The organism is Pseudomonas sp. KH_017 (assembly GCF_057840285.1).
Map to the genome: position 1 here is coordinate 602,426 of NZ_CM174509.1, position 20,421 is coordinate 622,846.

At 60.0% G+C, this 20,421-nt stretch carries 16 protein-coding genes; 10 read left to right on the top strand and 6 right to left on the bottom strand.

The features are described 5' to 3' along the window. Positions 1–279: 279 nt before the first annotated feature. Positions 280–912: a TetR family transcriptional regulator gene (locus AC3IT6_RS02700; RefSeq protein ID WP_223447649.1), complete on the bottom strand. Its 633-nt coding sequence runs from the start codon at positions 910–912 to the stop codon at positions 280–282. A gap of 173 nt (positions 913–1,085) precedes the next feature. Then, positions 1,086–1,556 (bottom strand): hypothetical protein, encoded by a 471-nt coding sequence (locus AC3IT6_RS02705; RefSeq protein ID WP_489354202.1) that lies wholly within the window; start codon positions 1,554–1,556, stop codon positions 1,086–1,088. Between the two features lie 387 nt (positions 1,557–1,943). On the opposite strand from AC3IT6_RS02705, the gene AC3IT6_RS02710 reads away from it, so the two are divergent. Next, entirely contained in the window at positions 1,944–4,019 is a 2,076-nt protein-coding gene (locus AC3IT6_RS02710) for an AsmA family protein (RefSeq protein ID WP_489354203.1), read from the top strand. 136 nt (positions 4,020–4,155) lie between these two features. On the opposite strand, the gene AC3IT6_RS02715 is transcribed toward AC3IT6_RS02710, so the two are convergent. Beyond that, entirely contained in the window at positions 4,156–5,070 is a 915-nt protein-coding gene (locus AC3IT6_RS02715) for a LysR substrate-binding domain-containing protein (protein WP_489354204.1), read from the bottom strand. Between the two features lie 110 nt (positions 5,071–5,180). Here AC3IT6_RS02715 and AC3IT6_RS02720 point away from each other — a divergent pair, with 110 nt between their 5' ends. The 3 genes from AC3IT6_RS02720 (at position 5,181) to AC3IT6_RS02730 (ending at position 7,123) form a co-directional block, all read left to right on the top strand. Beyond that, positions 5,181–5,819, top strand: a complete 639-nt coding sequence (locus tag AC3IT6_RS02720) for an FMN-dependent NADH-azoreductase (RefSeq protein ID WP_489354205.1) — start codon at positions 5,181–5,183, stop codon at positions 5,817–5,819. Beyond that, positions 5,820–6,125: a DMT family transporter gene (locus tag AC3IT6_RS02725; protein ID WP_353741994.1), complete on the top strand. Its 306-nt coding sequence runs from the start codon at positions 5,820–5,822 to the stop codon at positions 6,123–6,125. Between the two features lie 107 nt (positions 6,126–6,232). After that, entirely contained in the window at positions 6,233–7,123 is an 891-nt protein-coding gene (locus AC3IT6_RS02730) for a lipase family alpha/beta hydrolase (RefSeq protein ID WP_489354206.1), read from the top strand. 89 nt (positions 7,124–7,212) lie between these two features. Here the strand turns inward: AC3IT6_RS02730 and AC3IT6_RS02735 are convergent, their stop codons facing one another. Beyond that, on the bottom strand, positions 7,213–8,100 hold the full coding sequence (locus AC3IT6_RS02735) for a DMT family transporter (RefSeq protein ID WP_489354207.1): 888 nt from the start codon (positions 8,098–8,100) through the stop codon (positions 7,213–7,215). 97 nt (positions 8,101–8,197) lie between these two features. On the opposite strand from AC3IT6_RS02735, the gene AC3IT6_RS02740 reads away from it, so the two are divergent. From AC3IT6_RS02740 to AC3IT6_RS02750, 3 genes are all read left to right on the top strand, one after another. After that, the gene (locus tag AC3IT6_RS02740; protein WP_489354208.1) at positions 8,198–8,992 is read left to right on the top strand and encodes an AraC family transcriptional regulator; all 795 of its coding nucleotides are present in this window, start codon (positions 8,198–8,200) and stop codon (positions 8,990–8,992) included. Positions 8,993–9,056: 64 nt separating this feature from the next. After that, the gene (locus AC3IT6_RS02745; protein ID WP_489354209.1) at positions 9,057–9,365 is read left to right on the top strand and encodes a PsiF family protein; all 309 of its coding nucleotides are present in this window, start codon (positions 9,057–9,059) and stop codon (positions 9,363–9,365) included. 274 nt (positions 9,366–9,639) lie between these two features. Next, entirely contained in the window at positions 9,640–10,653 is a 1,014-nt protein-coding gene (locus AC3IT6_RS02750; RefSeq protein WP_150727843.1) for an AI-2E family transporter, read from the top strand. Between the two features lie 125 nt (positions 10,654–10,778). On the opposite strand, the gene AC3IT6_RS02755 is transcribed toward AC3IT6_RS02750, so the two are convergent. Then, positions 10,779–12,053, bottom strand: a complete 1,275-nt coding sequence (locus AC3IT6_RS02755) for an Hsp70 family protein (protein WP_489354210.1) — start codon at positions 12,051–12,053, stop codon at positions 10,779–10,781. 296 nt (positions 12,054–12,349) lie between these two features. On the opposite strand from AC3IT6_RS02755, the gene AC3IT6_RS02760 reads away from it, so the two are divergent. Further along, positions 12,350–13,297 (top strand): DnaJ C-terminal domain-containing protein, encoded by a 948-nt coding sequence (locus tag AC3IT6_RS02760; RefSeq protein WP_489354211.1) that lies wholly within the window; start codon positions 12,350–12,352, stop codon positions 13,295–13,297. Between the two features lie 27 nt (positions 13,298–13,324). Beyond that, the gene (locus AC3IT6_RS02765; RefSeq protein WP_095944237.1) at positions 13,325–13,630 is read left to right on the top strand and encodes a chaperone modulator CbpM; all 306 of its coding nucleotides are present in this window, start codon (positions 13,325–13,327) and stop codon (positions 13,628–13,630) included. A gap of 124 nt (positions 13,631–13,754) precedes the next feature. On the opposite strand, the gene AC3IT6_RS02770 is transcribed toward AC3IT6_RS02765, so the two are convergent. Continuing rightward, complete coding sequence (locus AC3IT6_RS02770; protein ID WP_489354212.1) at positions 13,755–14,882, bottom strand: sensor histidine kinase; 1,128 nt, start codon at positions 14,880–14,882, stop codon at positions 13,755–13,757. 246 nt (positions 14,883–15,128) lie between these two features. Between AC3IT6_RS02770 and AC3IT6_RS02775 the strand changes: the two genes are divergently transcribed. Further along, positions 15,129–20,393, top strand: a complete 5,265-nt coding sequence (locus tag AC3IT6_RS02775; RefSeq protein WP_489354213.1) for a dermonecrotic toxin domain-containing protein — start codon at positions 15,129–15,131, stop codon at positions 20,391–20,393. Positions 20,394–20,421 lie beyond the last annotated feature (28 nt).

Genomic DNA, 20,421 nt, shown 5'->3' on the forward strand with positions numbered 1-20,421 from the left:
TGCTCAGGCTAGTGCAAGGGGCTTGCCAATCGACATGATGCGTAGGAAATGGCTGAAGGAGACGTGGGATTGGTATCGATGGAGTGAGTTTTTTGGTTGAAGTTGGTGCGTTGTTTTTGATTTGCGCACCAAGTTGAATCGGCGCGGTTCAATGTGGGAGCGGGCTTGCTCGCGAAAGCGGAGTGTCTGTCACATGAATGCTGAATGTGCCGGCGCCTTCGCGAGCAAGTCGAATCGTCGCACCGCCGCTCCCACAGGGATATGGGCTTGCTCAGGAGGTTACTCGGTGCTGCCAAGCCCTTGCCAATGCTTGAGGCCGATAAAGATAAACCGCAGTTGCTGGGTGATTTTCGCCTGGGGCGTCAGGTGCTCAGGCAAGGCGTCGGCTGGTGGGTCAATGATGTCTGGCAGGGTGGCGAACACGCTTTTGACGATCAGGTCCGCCATGACGCTCAGGCTGGCGATGTTCAGATGCTGCAGTTTCGGCATCAGTGACAAATCCGCGGCCAGGTCCGAGCTGATGTCTTCACGCAAACGGCCGATGGCTTGGCGCACCGGCAGCGAACCGCCGTATTGCTCGCGGGCGAGAAACAGGAACTGCGAACGGTTGGCGCTGACCACGTCGAGAAAGATCCGTACCGAGGCATCGATGATGCCGCCCATCACGAATTCGTTGTGTCGTACCAGGCGAATGGTTTCGCGGAATGTCTGGCCGACTTCGCTGACCAGCACCAGGCCCAACTCATCCATGTCGGCAAAATGGCGGTAGAAACCAGTCGGTACGATCCCGGCGGTTTTCGCGACTTCGCGCAGGCTCAGGCTGCCGAATCCTCGGCCGCCATCCATCAGGCGCCGGGCAGCGTCCATCAGGGCGTTACGGGTTTGTTGTTTCTGTTCGGCGCGGGGCAGCATCGCAAGGGCGTTTTCTGGACTGGGACGCGGCGCACTCTAGCAAATCGGCTTTGCCGGCGTCGAACGACTGTGGGGGGATCAAGCGGGGGAAGTGCGGCATCTATCAAGTGGACCGCTGAAAAGTCAAAAGCCCAATCCGGTGATTGGGCTTTTTTTCAAGGCAGCCATGAGGCTTAGCTCAGGTCGCTGTTGCGTTCGATTACACGGTCACCACCGCCTTCAGCGAGGGTTTGACCTTGTGGAGTGCGATCCGAACCGTCGGCGGCAAGGGTCTGGCCTTGTGGAGTACGGTCGGAACCATCAGCAGCCAGGGTCTGGCCTTGTGGAGTACGGTCGGAACCATCAGCAGCCAGGGTTTGGCCTTGTGGAGTACGATCCGAACCATCTGCGGCGAGGGTCTGGCCTTGTGGGGTGCGGTCCGAGCCATCCTGAGTGATCAGGCCTTTTTCTTTCAGGCGATCATTACCACCTTCGGCAAGGGTCTGGCCTTGTGGGGTACGGTCGGAGCCATCGGCGGCGATGGTCTGGCTGAACACCGAGTGGTTCTGTTTCACTTGTGGAGTGGCCTGGTCAGCCGCTGGCAGGGCAAAAGCAGTACTGGCCAGCATCGAGAGTGTAAGGCTAAGCAGTAGTTGGCGTTTCATGATTGTTTTGCTCCGTGGGGGTGCGAATAAGTGGGTACGAGAGCAATGCTACTCTCGATAAGTCGATATGAAAGTTCATAAACGCAATGGTAATAATCAACGGAATTGATTGTTTGCTGCGGAAGCTCTAGATCGGGCGTTTCCGGCGAGCAACCTTGCACTGAAGTGGGTATTTTCGACCCGCCTTTGACGTGCAAAAGTGCAGGTCCGGTAACGCCGGCAGACTGGCTGGTCAGTATTGGACTGGGCGGATTCGGCGAAATCGGTCTATCGATTAAACCTGCCGGTTTTTTATCAGTCGTAGATTTCATGGCGGGTCGCTTGCGGCTCACCGTTTCACATGTGCGTCGCAGTCGGGGCGCTCAGTCGTATCAGGAGCCCTGTGCAATGACGCGCACTCAAAAAACGTTGGTCTGGACCCTTTCCACTTTTCTTACCTTGTTGATGGTGCTGGTGCTGATCATCGTGTTCTTCGACTGGAACCGGATCAAACCGCCGCTCAACGCCAAAGTTTCCGAAGAGCTGCACCGCGCTTTCGCCATCAACGGCAATCTGTCGGTGGTCTGGCAGCCTGAGCCCGATGAAAGCGGCTGGCGCGCCTGGCTGCCGTGGCCCCACGTGGTGGCCGAAGACTTGAGCCTGGGCAATCCCGACTGGTCGAAACAACCGCAGATGGTCACCCTCAAGCGGGTGGAACTGCGTATTTCACCCCTGGCATTGCTGGCGCAGCGGGTGGTGATCCCGCGTATCGATCTCACCGAGCCCAATGCCCAACTGCAACGCCTGGCTGACGGGCGCGCCAACTGGGAGTTCAAATTCGATCCTAAGGACCCGAACGCCGAGCCTTCGAGCTGGGTGGTGGATATCGGCGCGATCGGCTTTGATAAGGGCCGCGTCACCCTCGACGACCAGAACCTGAAGACTCAACTCGACGTGCTGATCGATCCATTGGGCAAACCGGTTCCTTTCAGCGATATCGTCGGCGACAAAGCGGCGAAAGCCGCGCAGGAAAAGGGCTCTTCCCCCCAGGATTATGCGTTCGCGCTCAAGGTCAACGGCCAGTACCAAGGCCAGAAACTCGCGGGCCAGGGCAAGATTGGCGGGCTGTTGGCGCTGCAGGATGCGGCACGGCCGTTTCCGCTCCAGGCACAGGTGAAAATTGCCGATACAAGCGTTGAACTGGCCGGCACCCTGACCGATCCGCTGAATCTCGGCGCCTTGGACCTGCGCCTGAAATTGGCCGGCACCAGCCTGGGCAATCTCTACCCGCTGACCGGCGTGATCCTGCCGGACACGCCACCCTATGCCACCGACGGCCACCTGGTCGCGAAGTTGCACGAGGCGGATGGCGCGGTGTTCCGCTATGAAGAGTTCAACGGCAAGATCGGCGAAAGCGACATCCACGGCAATCTGACTTACGTGGCCAGCCAGCCACGGCCAAAACTCAGCGGCTCGCTGTTGTCCAATCAATTGCTGTTCGCTGACCTGGCACCGCTGATTGGTGCCGACTCCAACGCCGAACAGAAGGCCCGGGGCGGTGACAGCAAACAACCGGCGGACAAAGTGCTGCCGGTCGAAGAGTTCAAGACCGATCGCTGGCGCGATATGGACGCCGATGTCGAGTTCACCGGCAAGCGCATCGTGCACAGCGAAAAACTGCCGTTCAACGACCTCTATACCCATCTGGTGCTCACCGATGGCGTGCTCAGCCTCGAGCCGCTGCGTTTCGGCGTGGCCGGCGGCAAGCTGGATGCGCAGATTCGCCTGAACGGCCACACCGATCCACTGGAGGGCCATGCCAGACTCACTGCGCGAGGCTTCAAGCTCAAGCAGTTGTTCCCCGGCTTTGAACCGATGAAAACCAGTTTCGGCGAACTCAATGGCGATGCTGATATCAGCGGGCGCGGCAATTCGGTGGCCAAACTGCTGGGCAGCGCCAATGGCAATCTGAAAATGCTGATCAACGATGGCGCCATCAGTCGCGAATTGATGGAACTGGCAGGCCTGAACGTCGGCAACTACGTGGTTGGCAAGATCTTTGGCGACAAGGAAGTGAAGATCAACTGCGCCGCCGCCGACTTCGGCATCCAGTCCGGCCTGGCGAGTACCCGCCTGTTTGTGTTCGACACCGAGAACGCCATTGTTTACATCGATGGCACGGCGAACATGGCGACCGAGCAACTGGACCTGACCATCACCCCGGAATCCAAGGGCTGGCGCCTGATTTCATTGCGCTCGCCGCTGTATGTGCGCGGCAAGTTCATCAAGCCCGATGCCGGGGTCAAGGCCGTGCCGTTGATGTTGCGCGGAGCCGGGATGGTGGCGCTGGGCGTGATCGCCGCACCGGCGGCAGGGTTGCTGGCGCTGGTGGCGCCAAGCGGCGGCGAGACGAACCAGTGCGCGCCGTTGCTGGAACAGATGAAAGCGGGCAAGGCGCCTGTCACCGTCAAGTCAGCCAAGTAATCGGGCGTCTATACGGGCCCCATCGTCGGAGCGCCGCCCGGAGCAGGCTCGCTCCCACATTGGTCCTGCGTTTACAGATCATTGTGGGAGCGAGCTTGCTCGCGATGGCGGTTTTGCAGGCACTACATTTAGTTGCTTATGCCACAGCATGTCCCGACACCAACGCCTCTTCACGCAGCCATGCAAAAAACGCCCGAACCGGTGGATGACGTTCGCGTCCCGGCACGCACAGTGCGCTGTAGCCGGCGCCATCGACCTGGATTTCCCCCCGGTACGGCAACAACAGACCACTGGCCACGCTTTCCGACACCAGGATATTGCTTGCCAACACCAGACCTTGCCCGGCAATTGCCGCTTGCAGGGCGTAATGCTCTTCGTCGTATTCGCGCACCGCTGGCCGGTCGCTCAGCCAGGTTTCGCCGGATTGCGCGCACCAGGCCTCCCAGCCGTGGGCATAGAGTTTGGAGTTGTGCCAACGCACGCTGATCAGGGTGGGGGTGCGACTCGACGCCAGGGTCACTTGTTCGGGCGAACCGTAGACGCCGAAGGATTCGTCGAACAGGCACAACCCGTACAGGTTGGGGTAATCGTCGAGGCTGTAGCGCAGCACCAGATCGACACTGGCGTCCTGATGCAGATCGATGACTTCGCAGTGGGTATCGAGGCGCACGTTGATGTTCGGGTGGCGGGCGTAGAAGCGTCCCAGCCGTGGCACCAGCCACAGCGCGGCGAAGGCAGCGGTGGTGGAGACCGTCAGGTTGGCGCCGCTGCGTTGCGGGCGCAGGGTATCGACGCTTTGCGCGACGTCCAGAAAAGCCCCGTGCAGGCTCTGGAACAGCCGTTCGCCGCATTCGGTCAGGCGCACCCGGCGTGGCAGGCGCTCGAACAATGGCACGCCAAGCCAACTTTCCAGGGAGCGGATCTGGTGGGACACCGCCGTCGGGGTGACAGACAGTTCTTCGGCGGCAGCCTTGAAGCTCAACAGGCGTGAGGCGGATTCAAAGGCCCGCAGGGCGGTCAAGGGCAACGAGGCAAACATTGAACACTCCATGGATGAAATAGATTCATCCAGACTGATTTCTACTCATTTGAATGAGAGCAGCTGTGAGCTTCAAGCTGCAAGCCACAAGTGGTTTTAGTTTAGTCCTTGAGGAGATTCAGATGAGTAGAATTCTTGCTGTTCATGCCAGTCCCCGTGGTGATCGCTCGCACTCGCGCCGCTTGGCCGAAGTGTTTCTGTCGGCCTGGCAGGCCCGTCATCCACACTCACAGTTGACCCGGCGCGAAGTCGGTCGGGCGCTGATTCCGCCGGTCAACGAGGCATTCGTGGCCGCCGCGTTTTACCCCGAGCCCGACGCTCGGCCACTGTCGATGCAGGCCGACCTGGCGCTCAGCGACGAACTGGTCGGCGAACTGCTTGGCCATGATGTGTTGCTGATTTCCACGCCGATGCACAACTTCAGCGTACCCAGCGGCCTCAAGGCCTGGATCGATCAGATCGTGCGAGTAGGGTTGACCTTCGATCACACCCTGGACAATGGCGTGGCCCAGTACCAACCCTTGGTGCAGGGCAAAAAAGCCCTGATCATCACCAGCCGTGGCGGCTTCGGTTTTGGCCCGGGAGGCGAGCTGGAAGCCATGAACCATGCCGATACGCTACTGCGCACGGTGCTCGGATTCATCGGTATCACGGACGTCACCGTGGTGGCTGCCGAGGGCGAAGAATCTGCCGAGCGCAGCTTTGATATCTCTGCCGCCGAGGCTGAGCAGCGCTTGTTGGCGCTGGCCGGGGAGTTCTAGGTGGCCTGGCTGTTTCTGCTGGTCGCCGCCGGGTTCGAAGTCACCTTCGCCATGGGCATGAAGTACGCCGAGGGCTTCACCCGGCTCTGGCCTTCGCTGGTCACCGTGGTGGCCGCTGTGGGCGGGATCTACTTCCTGACCCTGGCCATGCGCGAGTTGCCGGTGAGCATCGCGTACCCGATCTGGACCGCCATCGGCTCGCTGGGCACGGTGTTTCTCGGTTTCGCGCTGCTGGGTGAAAGCCTGACCGTGATCAAGCTGGTCTCGGTCGGGCTGATCGTGGCAGGTGTGGCGGGGTTGAAGTAGGGCGGATGACATAGACTTGTCGTCGAGTTGTCATCTTCGCTGGTGATGCTTGGCGGATGTCTTGCATCCCGCCTTGCGTCACCGCCCGACCACAAGGATGTCCGCCCATGTCGCAAGGTTCTGCCCCGCGCTACCCGCTGGTGTTGGTCCCGGGAATGCTCGGATTCATCCGTTTGGTGCTTTATCCGTACTGGTACGGGATCGTCGAGGCGTTGCGCCGGGGTGGTGCGGTGGTGTTTGCCGTGCAGGTCTCGCCGCTCAATTCGAACGAAGTGCGCGGCGAGCAATTGCTGGTGCGTATCGACGAAATCCTGCGGGAAACCGGGGCCGCCAGGGTCAACCTGATCGGCCATAGCCAGGGTTCGCTGACCGCCCGTTATGCAGCGGCCAAACGCCCGGACCTGGTGGCATCGGTGACCTCGGTGGCGGGGCCGAACCACGGCTCGGAACTCGCCGATTACCTGCACGAGCATTATCCCCATGACAGCGTACGTGGTCGTCTGCTGAGCTTTTTGCTGCGGATGGTCGGGGTGCTGATGGGGTGGCTGGATACCGGATACCGCGGGCCGAAGTTGCCGGTGGATATCCATGCGTCCCATCACTCCCTCACCAGCGCTGGTGTGGCGCTGTTCAACCAGCGTTATCCACAGGGCTTGCCTGAAACCTGGGGTGGTCACGGGCCGGAGGAGGTCAATGGCGTGCGCTATTACTCCTGGTCCGGCACCTTGCAACCGGGCAAAACGGATCGAGGGCGCAATCTGCTGGACGGTACCAACCGCAGCTGTCGGCTGTTCGCTAAAGCCTTCGTCCGCGAAGCCGGGCATTGCGATGGTTTGGTCGGGCGCTACAGCTCGCACCTGGGCACGGTGATTGGTGACGAATATCCGCTGGATCACTTCGATATCGTCAACCAGTCGCTGGGGCTGGTGGGCAAGGGGGCCGAGCCGATCCGGTTGTTTGTCGAGCATGCGGCGCGGTTGGCGGCGGCAGGCGTCTAGACCGCGTTATCGTTCTTCGCGAGCAAGCCCGCTCCCACAGGTGAATGCATTCCAAATGTGGGAGCGGGCTTGCTCGCGAAGGCGTCAGATCAGGCAACACTGACCTTGCGACCCAACACCGTCGTCCAGCGCTCGGAAACAATCACCCCACCCAACGTCAGCACCCCGCCCACCAGGTGATACAGCGCCAGTTGCTCATGCAGCACCACCGCCGCAATCAATGCGGTAATCAACGGCAGCAAATTGAAAAACTGCGTGGTCCGGCTCGGCCCCAAACGCACCACGGCCTGCATCCACGCCAGCGGCGCGACCATCGAAGCCAACAGGCAGGCGTACAGCACCAGTGGAATGTTCTGCAGGGTCGGGCCGACTTTCGGTGAGGCGAGGAACAACGGAAACAGCACCACCACGGCCACCAGCACCTGCAGATACAGGAGCACCAGCGGCGGCAGTTTCAGTTGCCATTTTTTCAACAGGGTGCTGTAGACCGCGTAGGCCAGGGTGGCGATCAGCATCATCGCGTCGCCCAGGTTGACCCCGTGTTCGAGCAATGCGCCAAGGCTGCCGGACGACACCACCACCAGGACACCGGCGAATGACAGCACCGCACCGGCCAAGGCACCCATGGTCAGGCGCTGGCCGAGGCTGATGATCGCCATGGCGAGCGACATCAGAGGCATCAGCGACAGGATGATGCCCATGTTGGTGGCCGAGGTCAGGCTCGCGGCGAAGTACGCCAGGCTTTGATAAACGGCCATGCCCAGTACACCGAGGACAAAGATCTTGCCCAGTTTCGGGCGGATCAGCGGCCAATGGGCGAGCACCGGTTTGAGCATGAAGGGCGTGAACAGCAATCCGGCCAGCAGCCAGCGGTAGAAACCGATCTCGGCAGGGTAAATCGCCCCGGCCGACATTTTGGTGATCACGGTATTGCCGGCCCAGATAAAAATGGCCAGCAGGGGATAAGCGTATTGCATCGGGAAAAACCAGAACGTTAATGAAGGGCAATTATCCGCTTGTCTGGATGCAAGCCTATACTTCGATCCAGACAACCGGCCCCTGATGACGGACAGCATGAGCAGTAAACACATCGACCTGCTGGATTTCAGCGAACTGCCGTCGGCGGTGTACTTCCGCTACGCCGATTTCGACGCCCACGAATATGCCGCGCCCCATCGACATCCCTGGGGGACGCTGGAATACGCCGCCCACGGCGTGCTGCACATGGACGTTGAGGGCAGCCGCTTCATGTCGCCGCCGCAATACGCGGTGTGGGTGCCGCCGCAGATCGAGCACAGTTTCTACAGCCACCAACCGGTCAACTACCGCGCGGTGTGCCTGGCACCCAAGGTCTGCGCTGATCTGCCGCCGCGAGCCTGCACCCTGGCCATCAGCGACATTCTCAAGGCAATCCTCAAGGACTTCGCCGCCCGGGACGTGAAAATCCCCGAACAGGCCGCCGATCAGCGTCTGGCCCATGTATTGGTGGACCAGTTGCAACGGGCGCCGGTGCACGAGTGCTACCTGCCCTATGCCAGCAGCCCCGGATTGCTCGGGATTCTCGAAGCGTTGCAGGCCGAGCCTGGGGATAACCGGCCCCTGTCGGAATGGGCTGCACGCATCCATGTCAGTGAGCGCACCCTGGCGCGGCAGTTCGTGCGGGAACTGGGCATGAGTTTCGGTGAGTGGCGCCAGCGCCTGCGTTTTCTGGCGGCGATCGAAGCGCTGGATAGCCCGCGCAGCATTCAAGAGATTGCCTTCGACATGGGCTACAGCACCGGCTCGGCGTTTATCGCGATGTTCCAGCGCCAGGCCGGGTGTACGCCGGAGCAGTATCGGCGCAGCCATCTGGAGAACAGGAAGGTGTAACAGGGGTTGTCTACACTCCAGTACAAGGCCGCGCCCCTTGGTGTGGCGACCAGGAGAAAACTCCATGAAGATGATGCGTGTCCCTTTGTTGATGATCGGTTTGCTGCTCTGTTCCCAAGGCTTTGCTGCCACAGCCCAACAGGAAAAGATGACTACCTGCAATGCCGACGCTACGGCTAAAAGTCTCAAGGGCGACGAGCGCAAAGCCTTCATGAGCACCTGCCTGAAGGCTACTCCGGCGACAAACGATGCCGATAAGGCCTTGACCCCACAGCAAGAGAAAATGAAAACCTGCAACGCCGACGCCGCCACCAAAGCCCTCAAGGGTGATGAGCGCAAGGCGTTCATGAGTGATTGCCTGAAGAAGAAATGATTCACAGGGATCAACTCAGTCGAGTGTGGGAGCGGGCTTGCTCGCGAAAGCGGTACCTCAAACAGCATTGAAGTTGACTGACACGACGCCTTCGCGAGCAAGCCCGCTCCCACATTTGATTGATGGCGATTTTCAGATATGTGTACGACGACCCGCGATGGGGCCCGCACTCAAGCTGCCACCCCACTAAGGTCGCCCCACACAATCTCTAGTGCTCGCACCGGATCGCTGGCAGACTGCCAATCCTTTCTACGCCGTTCGTTTTTGAGGCTGTATGCCAACGTTTTCTCAGCGTCAAGTCTTGCTGGTCATCAGCTGGGTCATCATTTTTGGCGGGCTGCTGCTGGTCCTGCCGCTGCGATTGCTGCCCAGCCTGCTCGCCGGATTGCTGGTGTTCGAACTGGTCAACATGCTCACCCCGCAACTGCAACGGCTGATCGAAGGCCGGCGCGCGCGCTGGCTGGCGGTGGCGTTGCTGGGGACTCTGATTGTCAGCGTACTGTCGCTGATCTTTGCCGGTGCCTTCAGCTTCCTGCTGCACGAGGCGGAAAACCCCGGTGCTTCCCTCGACAAGTTCATGGGGGTGGTCGACCGCGCACGCGGGCAATTGCCACCGTTCATCGACGCCTACCTGCCGGCCAGTGCTGCGGAGTTCCGCGTGGCGATTGGCGAGTGGGTCAGCAAACACCTCAGTGATTTGCAACTGGTGGGCAAGGACGCGGCGCACATGTTCGTGACCTTGCTGATCGGCATGGTGCTGGGGGCGATCATTGCCTTGCAGCGTGTGCCGGACCTGACCAAGCGCAAACCGCTGGCTGCGGCGCTGTTCGAACGCCTGAGCCTGCTGGTCCAGGCGTTTCGCAACATCGTGTTCGCCCAGATCAAGATTTCCCTGCTCAACACTGTCTTCACCGGGATTTTCCTGGCGGTGGTGCTGCCGATGTTCGGTATCAAGCTGCCGTTGACCAAAACCCTGATCGTGCTGACGTTCCTGCTCGGCCTGTTGCCAGTGATCGGCAACCTGATGTCGAACACCCTGATCACCATTGTCGGTTTGTCGTTGTCGATCTGGGTCGCTGTGGCGGCGCTGGGTTACCTGATTGTTATCCACAAGCTCGAATACTTCCTCAACGCGCGCATCGTCGGCGGGCAGATCAGTGCCAAGTCGTGGGAGTTGCTGCTGGCGATGCTGGTGTTCGAGGCCGCGTTCGGCCTGCCGGGGGTGGTGGCGGGGCCGATTTACTATGCGTACCTGAAGAGCGAGTTGAAGCAGGTGGGGATGGTTTGATCTGCTGGATCTTTGTTGCCTGAGCTGGCCCCTTCGCGAGCAAGCCCGCTCCCACATTAGTCCTGCGAATCCAGGTCCTTTGTGGGAGCGGGCTTGCTCGCGAAGGGCGCACCAAAGATTTTGGATCAGTCCATCGAGCCGTAGCGCTTTGCAGCCTCGATCGCCAGACCGCTACCGATACTGCCAAAAATATTCCCTTCCACATGCCGCGCATTCGGCAACATCGCCGAAACACTGTTGCGCAGCGCCGGAATCCCGCTCGAACCACCGGTGAAGAACACCGTATCGACCTGATCGACCCGCACGTCGGCATCTGCCAGCAGTTGGGTGACGCTGTTGCGCACGCGCTCAAGCAGGTTGTCGATGGCCGACTCGAACAGAGCGCGGCTCAGCTCCACACTCAAACCGGCTTCGATGCGGTCCAGCGGCACGTGGCGACTCTCGGCGTGGGTCAGCTGGATCTTGGTTTCTTCCACTTCCATGGCCAGCCAGTGCCCGGCGCGCTGTTCGATCAGCTTGAACAGGCGGTCGATACCACCGGTGTCTTCGATGTCGTAGCGCATGCTGCCCAGGGCCAGTTGAGATTTCTGCGAGTACACCGAGTTGATGGTGTGCCAGGTCGCCAGGTTCATGTGGTGACTGGTCGGCATGTAGGCGCCGCTCTTCATGCGGCTGCCGTAGCCAAACAGCGGCATCAGGCCTTGCAGGCTGAGCTGTTTGTCAAAGTCGGTTCCGCCGATGTGCACACCGCCGGTGGCGAGGATGTCCTCGTGACGGTTATCCACACCCCGACGCTCCGGCGACAGGCGCACCAGCGAGAAGTCGGAGGTACCACCGCCGATGTCGACGATCAGTACCAGCTCTTCTTTCTCGATGGTCGACTCGTAGTCGAACGCAGCGGCAATCGGCTCGTACTGGAACGAGACTTCCTTGAAGCCGATCTTGCGTGCCACGTCGACCAGGGTGTCTTCGGCTTCTTTGTCGGCCATCGGGTCATCGTCGACAAAAAACACCGGACGACCCAGCACCACTTCTTCGAATTCCCGACCGGCGGCCGCTTCGGCGCGGCTCTTGAGCTGGCCGATGAACAGCCCGAGCAGGTCCTTGAACGGCATCGCCGTGCCCAGGACGCTGGTGTCGTGCTTGATCAGCCTGGAACCCAGCAGGCTCTTGAGCGAGCGCATCAGACGGCCTTCGTAGCCTTCCAGGTACTCGTGCAGCGCCAGCCGGCCGTACACCGGGCGGCGTTCTTCGATATTGAAGAAGACCACCGACGGCAGGGTGATCTTGTCGTCCTCCAGCGCGATCAGCGTTTCCACGCCGGGGCGCAGCCAGCCGACAGTGGAGTTGGACGTGCCGAAGTCGATACCCAAGGCACGGGCTGGAGATGCGTTGTTCATGTCTTTCAGGTTCCGGTTAAAAAACGGCCGCGCAGTGTATGCCAGTGCGCGCCAGATTCGAAGGCCGGTTATCTGCTAAATCTCGCCTGATGATCCTTGAAAGACGACCGTTTACCCCCAAACTACCCTGCATCAACCGGACAGCCGCGGGAGTGCTCGCAAGAAGCCCCGCCGGCTGCCGATAAACTTCTGCCGCGCCGCCCGGTCACAAACTTGAGATCGGTCAGACCAATGGCTGCAAACAAGCGCATGCTGTGGCCCGTGGCGCGATTTGATAACGGATGGTGATTCCCGCGATGGACTTCAAAGACTATTACAAGATTCTCGGTGTGGAACCGACCGCAGACGACAAGGCGATCAAGGCCGCCTATCGCAAGCTTGCGCGTAAATACCACCCCGACGTCAGCAAGGAAAAGGATGCAGAGTCCCGGTTCAAGGACGCCTCGGAAGCTTATGAAGCGCTGAAAAGCGCCGACAAGCGCGCCGAATACGATGACTTGCGCCGCTATGGCCAGCACGGCCAACCGTTCCAGGGACCACCAGGCTGGCAAAGCCGTGGCGGTTTCGGTGGCGGTGGCCAGGATACGGGCGACTTTTCGGACTTCTTCAGTTCGATCTTCGGCAACCGTGGGCCTGGTTTCAGTGGTGGTGGACAATCGCGTCGCAGTACCGGACGTCGAGGGCAGGACGTGGAAATGGAGCTTGGGGTTTTTCTCGAAGAAACACTGTCGACCGAATCGAAGAAGGTCACCTTTCAGGTACCGCAGTACAACGCGGCTGGCCAGCATGTGAGCAACACCAGCAAAAGCCTGAACGTGAAGATTCCGGCCGGTGTGAGCGATGGCGAGCGCATTCGCCTCAAGGGGCAGGGCGCTCCGGGTGTCGGTGGCGGCGCCAATGGCGACCTGTACCTGACGATCCGTTTTGCACCGCACCCGAAATTCGACGTCGAAGGCGAGAACCTGATCATCACCTTGCCACTGGCACCGTGGGAGCTGGCGCTGGGTGCCGAAGTCGCCGTGCCGACCCTGACCGGCAAGATCAACCTCAAGGTCCCGGCCGGCAGCCAGAACGGCCAGCGCATGCGTGCCAAGGGCCATGGCCTGATAAACAAGGCCGGTGAGCGTGGTTACCTGTTCGTGCAGTTGAAGGCCGTGATGCCGAAGAAATCCGACGATGACATCAAGGCCCTGTGGCAGGAGCTGGCGAAAAAAGCCGCGTTCGACCCGCGAGAGCATTTTTGATCCCTTAGAACCAAGGAGTCACTGACTATGAGCAGTCCCCTGAACGTTCAACTGGACATGGCAGAGTTCTGTGAGGCGACCGAGTTGTCGGACGTCTACGTGATCGAAATCGTCGAGCACGGCATCCTCGAACCTCAGGGCGCTCAGCCCAAGGACTGGGTTTTCAACGACTACGAGCTGACCCTGGCCAAGCGCGCCGCCAAGCTGCGGCGCGACCTTGACCTGGAATGGGAAGGCGTCGCCCTGGCGCTGGACCTGCTCGAAGAAGTCCAGCAACTGCGGGCCGAGAACCGGATGCTCAAGCAGCGATTGGGGCGGTTGGTGGTGGAGTAGGCGTTCAGATGCCTGTGTGTTGTCTGTTCGGGTGCCATCGCGAGCAGGCTCGCTTCCACAGTTGACCGAGTACCCCTGTGGGAGCGAGCTTGCTCGCGATGAACGATAACTCGGTCCCAAAGCCTTACACCTTCCTCGGCAACACCACGGTAAACAGAGTGCCGCCAGTCTCATTGGAACTAACCTCGATCGTCCCCTCATGGGCGTCGACCACTTCCTTGACGATAAACAACCCCAACCCAAGGCTGGTAGTAGGCTCGCCGAGTTCTTCGCTGGCACTGCGCACCAGCGGATCGAAAATCGTCGGGATCGCATCGTCGGGGATCGGGGCTCCGTCGTTGTGCACCGTCAGGCGGACGCTGTCGGCCTCGCCCTCGAGGCACAGCGTCACTTCGTGTTTGCTTGAGCCATGCTGCAAGGCATTGCCGATCAGGTTTTGCAGCATCTGATCGAGCCGGCGCAGGTCCCAGATGCCGCGGGTGTCACCCTGTACATCCAGGGTCGGATTGCATTCCGGTTGACTGGCACAGGCCCGGGCAATCGCTTCACGCGCCGCTTCGGCCAGGTCCATGGGCGCCGGCTCGATCGGCAGGCGCTTGCCCAGGCGGCTGCGCACCAGTTCCAGCAAGTCCCCGACCATCACCGCCAGGTGCCCGGTACTGCGCAGGATATTGACCGCGCACTTGAGCGCATCTCCTTCGAGCGCGGCTTTGCGTAGCAGTAGTTCGGTGGACATGCTCACCGCCTGCAGGGGCGCGCGCAGGTCATGGCCGAGGATCGCCAGGAAAATGTCCCGGGAGCGATTGACCTGCTCGGCATAAGTGGCCGTGGACTCGGCAAGGGCTTCATCGATGGCTTCGTTGAAACGGATCATGTCCTGGAAGTAGGCCAGGTCAGGCGATTGCAGGCTGTTGACCCAAAGGCGAATGACACAGGCGCGCAAGTGACGGAATTCACTGGTCATCTGCACCAGATCAAAACCCAATGTATGACGCAGTTCGCCGTGGCTGGCGCCAGCCTCGTCGAGGCTGGGGGTTTTCTCCGGTCCTTCGCCACGCGCCTTGGCCGCTTGTTCGGCAGGAGTCTGGGGTTTGCACATGTCCCGGGCCGCGGCAAGCAGGATCGACCGGGCATGGTCGCGCAAGGCGACGCGGTCCATGTTTTCGGCGGCTGGGGTGATGGTTTTGGCGAACAGTTCCCACTCATCGACGATGCGATCAGCGTGTAACACGATGAACTCGGAAAGACGCATGGCAGTTACCTGAGCATGAACCGGGGCAGCGAGTCGAATAGTAGTCCCTTTGCCGGAAAAAACACGACCGCTCATGCCGAGGCACAGGCGGACATGCCGATGGCGGTAGATATATGTTTTCGGCTCCCTGATTTTCGATCCCACGGAGCCATTTCAGGGGGGTGGCCAAGCAGCTATTTGGACTTTTGTTTCAGGTGCAGGTGAATAAGCTGGTGGTTCTTTTCCTGTCATCAAGGTGATTCAAAAGTGTCTGATTTGCATGGAAGCAACTCACAGAAAATACCGGACGGAGTGTCCATCGATAGTTACGGGATACATTACCGTCGTGCAAACGACGTGATCCCCGGTGCCATCAAGAATGCGCCGTTGGCGAGATTGAAGACCCTGCTGGCGCTCAAGCCGCAAATGCCCGAGTGGTATAGCGGTGCGCGGGAAATCGACCGTCAATACCTCAAACAGTTGATGGATGAGCGCTGGCGTTTGCAAGACGTAATGGACAAGACCCAGGGCGACTTGAAGCACGACATCAATGCCTTCGCCGAACCGTTGCTCAAAAAGGCATTGCAGTCAAAATTCAATACGGTCGAGGACTTCAACGAGCTCAGCGTACAGCTCGAGGTGCCTGGCACGATCATCTTCGGCATCGACACCGGCGCCAGTCGTGTCCGCCAATCCACATTGCTGGAAGCAGCACTGCACAACTTCGAAGAGTCCGAGGCCACCGAAGGTGCGTTGCGCAACAGTTCCGGTATTTACCGTAGGGACAGTCGGGGCAGTCTCAGCCTTGAACCGGCCATCACCCTCCCGGCGTTTGCAACCTTGTGCCGAAGCCTGGACATCGGCGGGCAATACCAACGACACATCAAGTCCGTCCTGTTGCCCGATACCCCACAGGCACAGCGAACCTTGCAACAGGGTTCGGTAGCCAGTGAAAAGGCGGCCTTTCATGTGGCCGCACTGATCGCCCGATTGAAGGGTGATATCAGTGACCATGCTTTCGGAAAATTGAACCAGGTGCGTGAGGGCCGGGCAAACATCACGCTGTACGACCAGCCGTTGCATTGTCATCGGTTGTCGCTGATGGGCTTTCGAATGACAGGCATCGTGTTGTTCAGCGCACTCAGTGAGCCATCGCAAGTAAAGCGCGAAGTTGAAGCGTTGACGCCGGCCCTGTTGAGATTCTGGATAGACTGGTCGCGCCGCATCCCTGTACTGCCGGGCCAGGAATATGATCGATTCAAACTGCTGCAAGCCTTCTTTGCCAATGGACCGCAGGGTCTGAGCGATGAGCTGTTGCGCCGCGAGGATATTTATCAACAGAGTCGTGTGACCGGCCCGTTGATCGCCTATGTCCCGGATGATACGGAGCATCCCCTCAAGGAGTATCCGTCGCTGACCGCGTTCATGAAGGAGTTGCTGGGTCAGTTGAGAAATACGGATTACCAGGCATTTTTCAGCCGCTTTGTGGCGCAGAAGGACAAAGGACAGTTTTTCGCCAGGGTCAACGAACGTCTCAAGACCTTCACCTGGCATGAGCGCGAGCCGCTCGACATGGGCCCGTGGTGGCGTGAAACCGCGATTGAAAACCCCGATGCAGAGCCCATCACCAACCAGATGACGGGTGATCTGTGGGTGGCGCTGTTTCTGCAGCGCCGCGACAAGGCGATCGCCGATGCGAGGCTCATCGCAGTGCCGACCGACGATGAGGATGCCAACGCACGCTTCAAGCGCCTGACCAGTTACCTGTCGATCGGCTGGAACCTGTTCAATTTCGCCGCAATGCTGGTGCCCGGCCTGGGTGAAGCCATGCTCGGCATCATGGTCGCGCAGATGCTCGCCGAAGTGGCCGAAGGCGTCGAGGACTGGAGCAAGGGTGACAAGGATCAAGCCTCTGCGTACTTCAACGGGGTCTTGATCAACTTCGCGCAATTGGCGCTCATGGGCGCCGGACATGTACTGCCCGGCACCGGTGTCACGCCAATCAAGGTGTCGCCGTTTGTCGAGGGTCTCAAACCCGTGGAGGTCGGCGGCAGGGAGCGTTTGTGGAATCCTGACCTCGGTCCCTATGAACAATCGATCGCGTTGACCGATGGGGCGAAGGCCGGTGACACAGGACTGTACCGTCAGCAGGATCAGGACCTGCTGCGGCTCGATGACAAATGCTACGCAGTCAGGCAAGACCCGGACACCGGTCGACACCGGTCGACACCGGCTTCAACACCCGACTCGCGCCGATGCCTATCAGCCGCTGCTGGAGCACAACGGTGCCGGCAGTTGGAAGACGGAAAATGGGACAAGGGGCAAATACTCAGGCGTCTGGGCGCTTCGGTGGACGGACTTTCCGATGAAACCCTGGAGCAGATTCTGACCGCCAGTGGCGTGCACGAAAATGTGCTGCGCCGGCTTCACGTCGAACAGCAGACCCCTCCCGCTCTGTTGGCCGATACTCTCAAGCGCTTCAAGGCCCATGCCGATGCGCAAGCCTGCGCAGAGCAGATTCTGGCCAACCGGATCGGCGAGGAATGGGCCGATTACGCCGTGCGATCCATGACCGAAATGGGCGGCTGGCCTGGCGACAAGGCCATTGAAGTCTTCCAGGGGCCGGGACTGACGGGGGCGTCGATCAAGAACGGCTATGCAGAGGCGTCACCGGCCAATACGTTGCAGATGACCAGGTCTGACCTGCTGGTGGGGGCGCTGCCCGAGCGCGTGGTGGGGTTCCTTGACGAACAGGCGCTTCGCGAACTGCTCGACGAATGGTTATCCGGTGACGCGCAGAAGCGTACCGAAGCATTGCGCGAGCAATGGGCGGCACAGGTGGGCCGGCGCAAGCGGCAGTTGTTTGACCTCCTGTACAGTCGTCGGACCCGTTCGGACGATCCTTTGGTGAATCTGCTCAGGGAGGATTTTTCAGAGATCTCGATCAGCCAGGCGCAAGAACTGCTGGGTGAAGCGCACCCCTCGGACGTGCAACACCTGACCGAAAAAAAACGCGTACCTTTGCGCCTGGCGGAACACGCCCGCAAGGCCGCCGAGCAATTGCGGATGACACGGGCCTATGAAGGCCTTTACCTCGACGCCTTGCACAGTGCTGACACCGCACGCCTGGAGTTGCACTCCCTGGCGGCCCTGCCGGGCTGGCCGGCGGATTTGCGTCTGGAGGTTCGTGAGTATTCATTCGGGGGAGCGTTGACCGACAGTCTGGGCCCCATCGACGCGCCGATCCGCAAAGTGCTGATCCTGGATGAGGATGGCAAATACCAGGCTCGGGACGACCGCGATCAACACCTGCACGGCGCGGACAATATGTATGCCGCGGTGCTGCATGCGTTGCCGGATTCGCAACGAACAGCCCTGGGCTTCGGCATCAATGAGGCTGCGCGGCTGGAGCAAGCGATAAAGGCACGTCCCCTGGACCATCTGGAGTTTGAGCCGATTCTGCGGGACAACCCGACTTACAAGCCGACCTACGATCCGACCGGCATGCGCTTGCGCGGCGGCATGCGTGGCTATGCCCGGCAAGCACCGCATGGCATGGGACTGCGACGACGGGCCCAGGCACTGTATCCGGATTTCACCTCGGAGGAGATCGAGACGTTGCTGACGCAGTTCAGCCAGGGCGAAGGTACGGAGCATGAGCGACTGGCCCTGCTCGAGGTCGAGTTCGACCAGTTGAACCGCACCCTGCAACGCTGGATGAACTCGCCGACGCAGTCCTATCGTTTTACCCCGGCGGGCGTGGCGGAGTGGCATGCGCGAAACAATATCTACAAAGCGCTCAGGCAATGCTGGCAGCGCACAGGACCTGAGGGCATCGAGGCCTCTGGCGTATTGCGGCCACAGGCGTTGAATCTGGACAACATTCCCAAGCTGAGCCAACTACTGGAAACCCTGCCGAAGCTGGAGGCCAATTTTGATCACGTCACCAGCCTGAGCCTGCGCGGTGGGCAGTTGCGTTCCGGGCACCTGTCGTTCCTCGACTCGTTCCATCAGGTGCGCTACCTCAATCTGCAAGACAATCTGCTGACGGCGCTTCCGCAGGCAATGAAGGACATGCGTCATCTCACTCACCTGTTTCTTGACGGCAATAACATTGAACTGGATGTAGTGGCGGTCGATCGCCTGAAGAATCTGACGCGCATGATGTTCCTGCACTTGCGCGGCAACCCGCTGAAGCTCATTCCGAACATCAGCCGAATGCCGCATTTGCAGGTGCTGTTGCTGGACGAAACGGGACTGGAAAGCTGGCCTGTCGGGCTGTTTTCGCAATCGCGGCCGCGCAGTATCTATCTTGATCTGAGAGATAACCCGATCAGCCGGATACCCGAGGTCGCGCCCGGTTCATTTCGCGCAGAGCTATTGGCGCGCACCGTGATCAGTCGGTCGTCGGGCTGGATCTCGCCGGAGAATCTCGAGATCCTCAAGTCTTACATCGAGTCGGTCGGCATGGACCCGGAGCGTCCTTATCCGCCCCGTGGCGTAATCGATAGCGCGGACTGGGCGTCGGGCATGACCGAGCGGCAATGGCATAGAAAACAGGAAGTCTGGAACGTGGTCGAGGATGAATTCGATTCAGTGCCGTTCTTCGATGAAATCCGCAGGCTCACCCAATCCGCTGACTTCAAGGCCGGCGAGACCTATCAGACAGAACTGACGGCCAAGGTCTGGCGCATGCTCGAAGCCATGGCCCGTGACAGTGAACTGCGGATCAAGCTGTTCAATGAGGCGGCAACACCCACCGAATGCGTGGATGGCGGTACGCAACTGTTCAATGCCATGGGCGTGCAGGTGATGGTTCATGAAGCTTACGCCCTGGAGCGTGCCGACTTGATCGAAACACAGTTGCTGGAATTGGCCTTGGGCAAGTCCCGGCTCGATGAACTCGGCGCCATTGCCCGTCAACGGGTGTCTGCGCGGTTGGCGAAGGGAGAGCGGTTCCGCCGCTACGACGCCGATGGCGAAGTGACCGGCACTATCGATGAAGTGGAAGTGCACCTGGCCTACATGACTGATCTGGCCGAGCGCCTGGATCTGCCGTGGCAGGCGCGGGGCATGCAGTTTCGCAGCATCGCCGAGGTCAGCAAAGAGATGATTGAGGCAGCGTTCCAGCGGATCAAGGCGCTGGAGGAAGGGGATCTGCTGATCGACCGGATCTTCGAGCAACCGCTCTGGAAAACCTGGCTGGAGTCGACTTACCGCGAGGAATTGAATGGCTTGAAACGCCGGATCGACGCCACCATTGATTTGCAGGATGTGTTGCAGCGCAGGGCCGAAGGTACGCGGCTCACCACCGAGGAAAAGACTGCGGTGGAGGCGGAAATCAAGGGGCTGTGCAGTGAGTTAGGCAAAAGTGAAACTGATTTTGCCGATGGCAGGCTGATGACTGACGAGGAATATGTTCAAGCCTTGGATGACATCGATTTGCAGATTACGCAGTTGCTGAAAAAACTGACACGGGAAGCGATGATTCGGGCCAAGCTGGATCGGCTGCGGATTGAATCCGTACAGTAACCACGAAAAAACGAAGGCCTCGACACCG

What these genes read in the sequence shown, in the direction of transcription:
- AC3IT6_RS02715 (WP_489354204.1), bottom strand. Translation starts at nt 5,070, where the DNA reads ATGGAGTGTTCAATGTTTGCCTCGTTGCCCTTGACCGCCCTGCGGGCC.
- AC3IT6_RS02750 (WP_150727843.1), top strand. Translation starts at nt 9,640, where the DNA reads ATGCCAACGTTTTCTCAGCGTCAAGTCTTGCTGGTCATCAGCTGGGTC.
- AC3IT6_RS02745 (WP_489354209.1), top strand. Translation starts at nt 9,057, where the DNA reads ATGAAGATGATGCGTGTCCCTTTGTTGATGATCGGTTTGCTGCTCTGT.
- AC3IT6_RS02760 (WP_489354211.1), top strand. Translation starts at nt 12,350, where the DNA reads ATGGACTTCAAAGACTATTACAAGATTCTCGGTGTGGAACCGACCGCA.
- AC3IT6_RS02700 (WP_223447649.1), bottom strand. Translation starts at nt 912, where the DNA reads ATGCTGCCCCGCGCCGAACAGAAACAACAAACCCGTAACGCCCTGATG.
- AC3IT6_RS02720 (WP_489354205.1), top strand. Translation starts at nt 5,181, where the DNA reads ATGAGTAGAATTCTTGCTGTTCATGCCAGTCCCCGTGGTGATCGCTCG.
- AC3IT6_RS02740 (WP_489354208.1), top strand. Translation starts at nt 8,198, where the DNA reads ATGAGCAGTAAACACATCGACCTGCTGGATTTCAGCGAACTGCCGTCG.
- AC3IT6_RS02735 (WP_489354207.1), bottom strand. Translation starts at nt 8,100, where the DNA reads ATGCAATACGCTTATCCCCTGCTGGCCATTTTTATCTGGGCCGGCAAT.
- AC3IT6_RS02765 (WP_095944237.1), top strand. Translation starts at nt 13,325, where the DNA reads ATGAGCAGTCCCCTGAACGTTCAACTGGACATGGCAGAGTTCTGTGAG.
- AC3IT6_RS02705 (WP_489354202.1), bottom strand. Translation starts at nt 1,556, where the DNA reads ATGAAACGCCAACTACTGCTTAGCCTTACACTCTCGATGCTGGCCAGT.
- AC3IT6_RS02755 (WP_489354210.1), bottom strand. Translation starts at nt 12,053, where the DNA reads ATGAACAACGCATCTCCAGCCCGTGCCTTGGGTATCGACTTCGGCACG.
- AC3IT6_RS02710 (WP_489354203.1), top strand. Translation starts at nt 1,944, where the DNA reads ATGACGCGCACTCAAAAAACGTTGGTCTGGACCCTTTCCACTTTTCTT.
- AC3IT6_RS02770 (WP_489354212.1), bottom strand. Translation starts at nt 14,882, where the DNA reads ATGCGTCTTTCCGAGTTCATCGTGTTACACGCTGATCGCATCGTCGAT.
- AC3IT6_RS02730 (WP_489354206.1), top strand. Translation starts at nt 6,233, where the DNA reads ATGTCGCAAGGTTCTGCCCCGCGCTACCCGCTGGTGTTGGTCCCGGGA.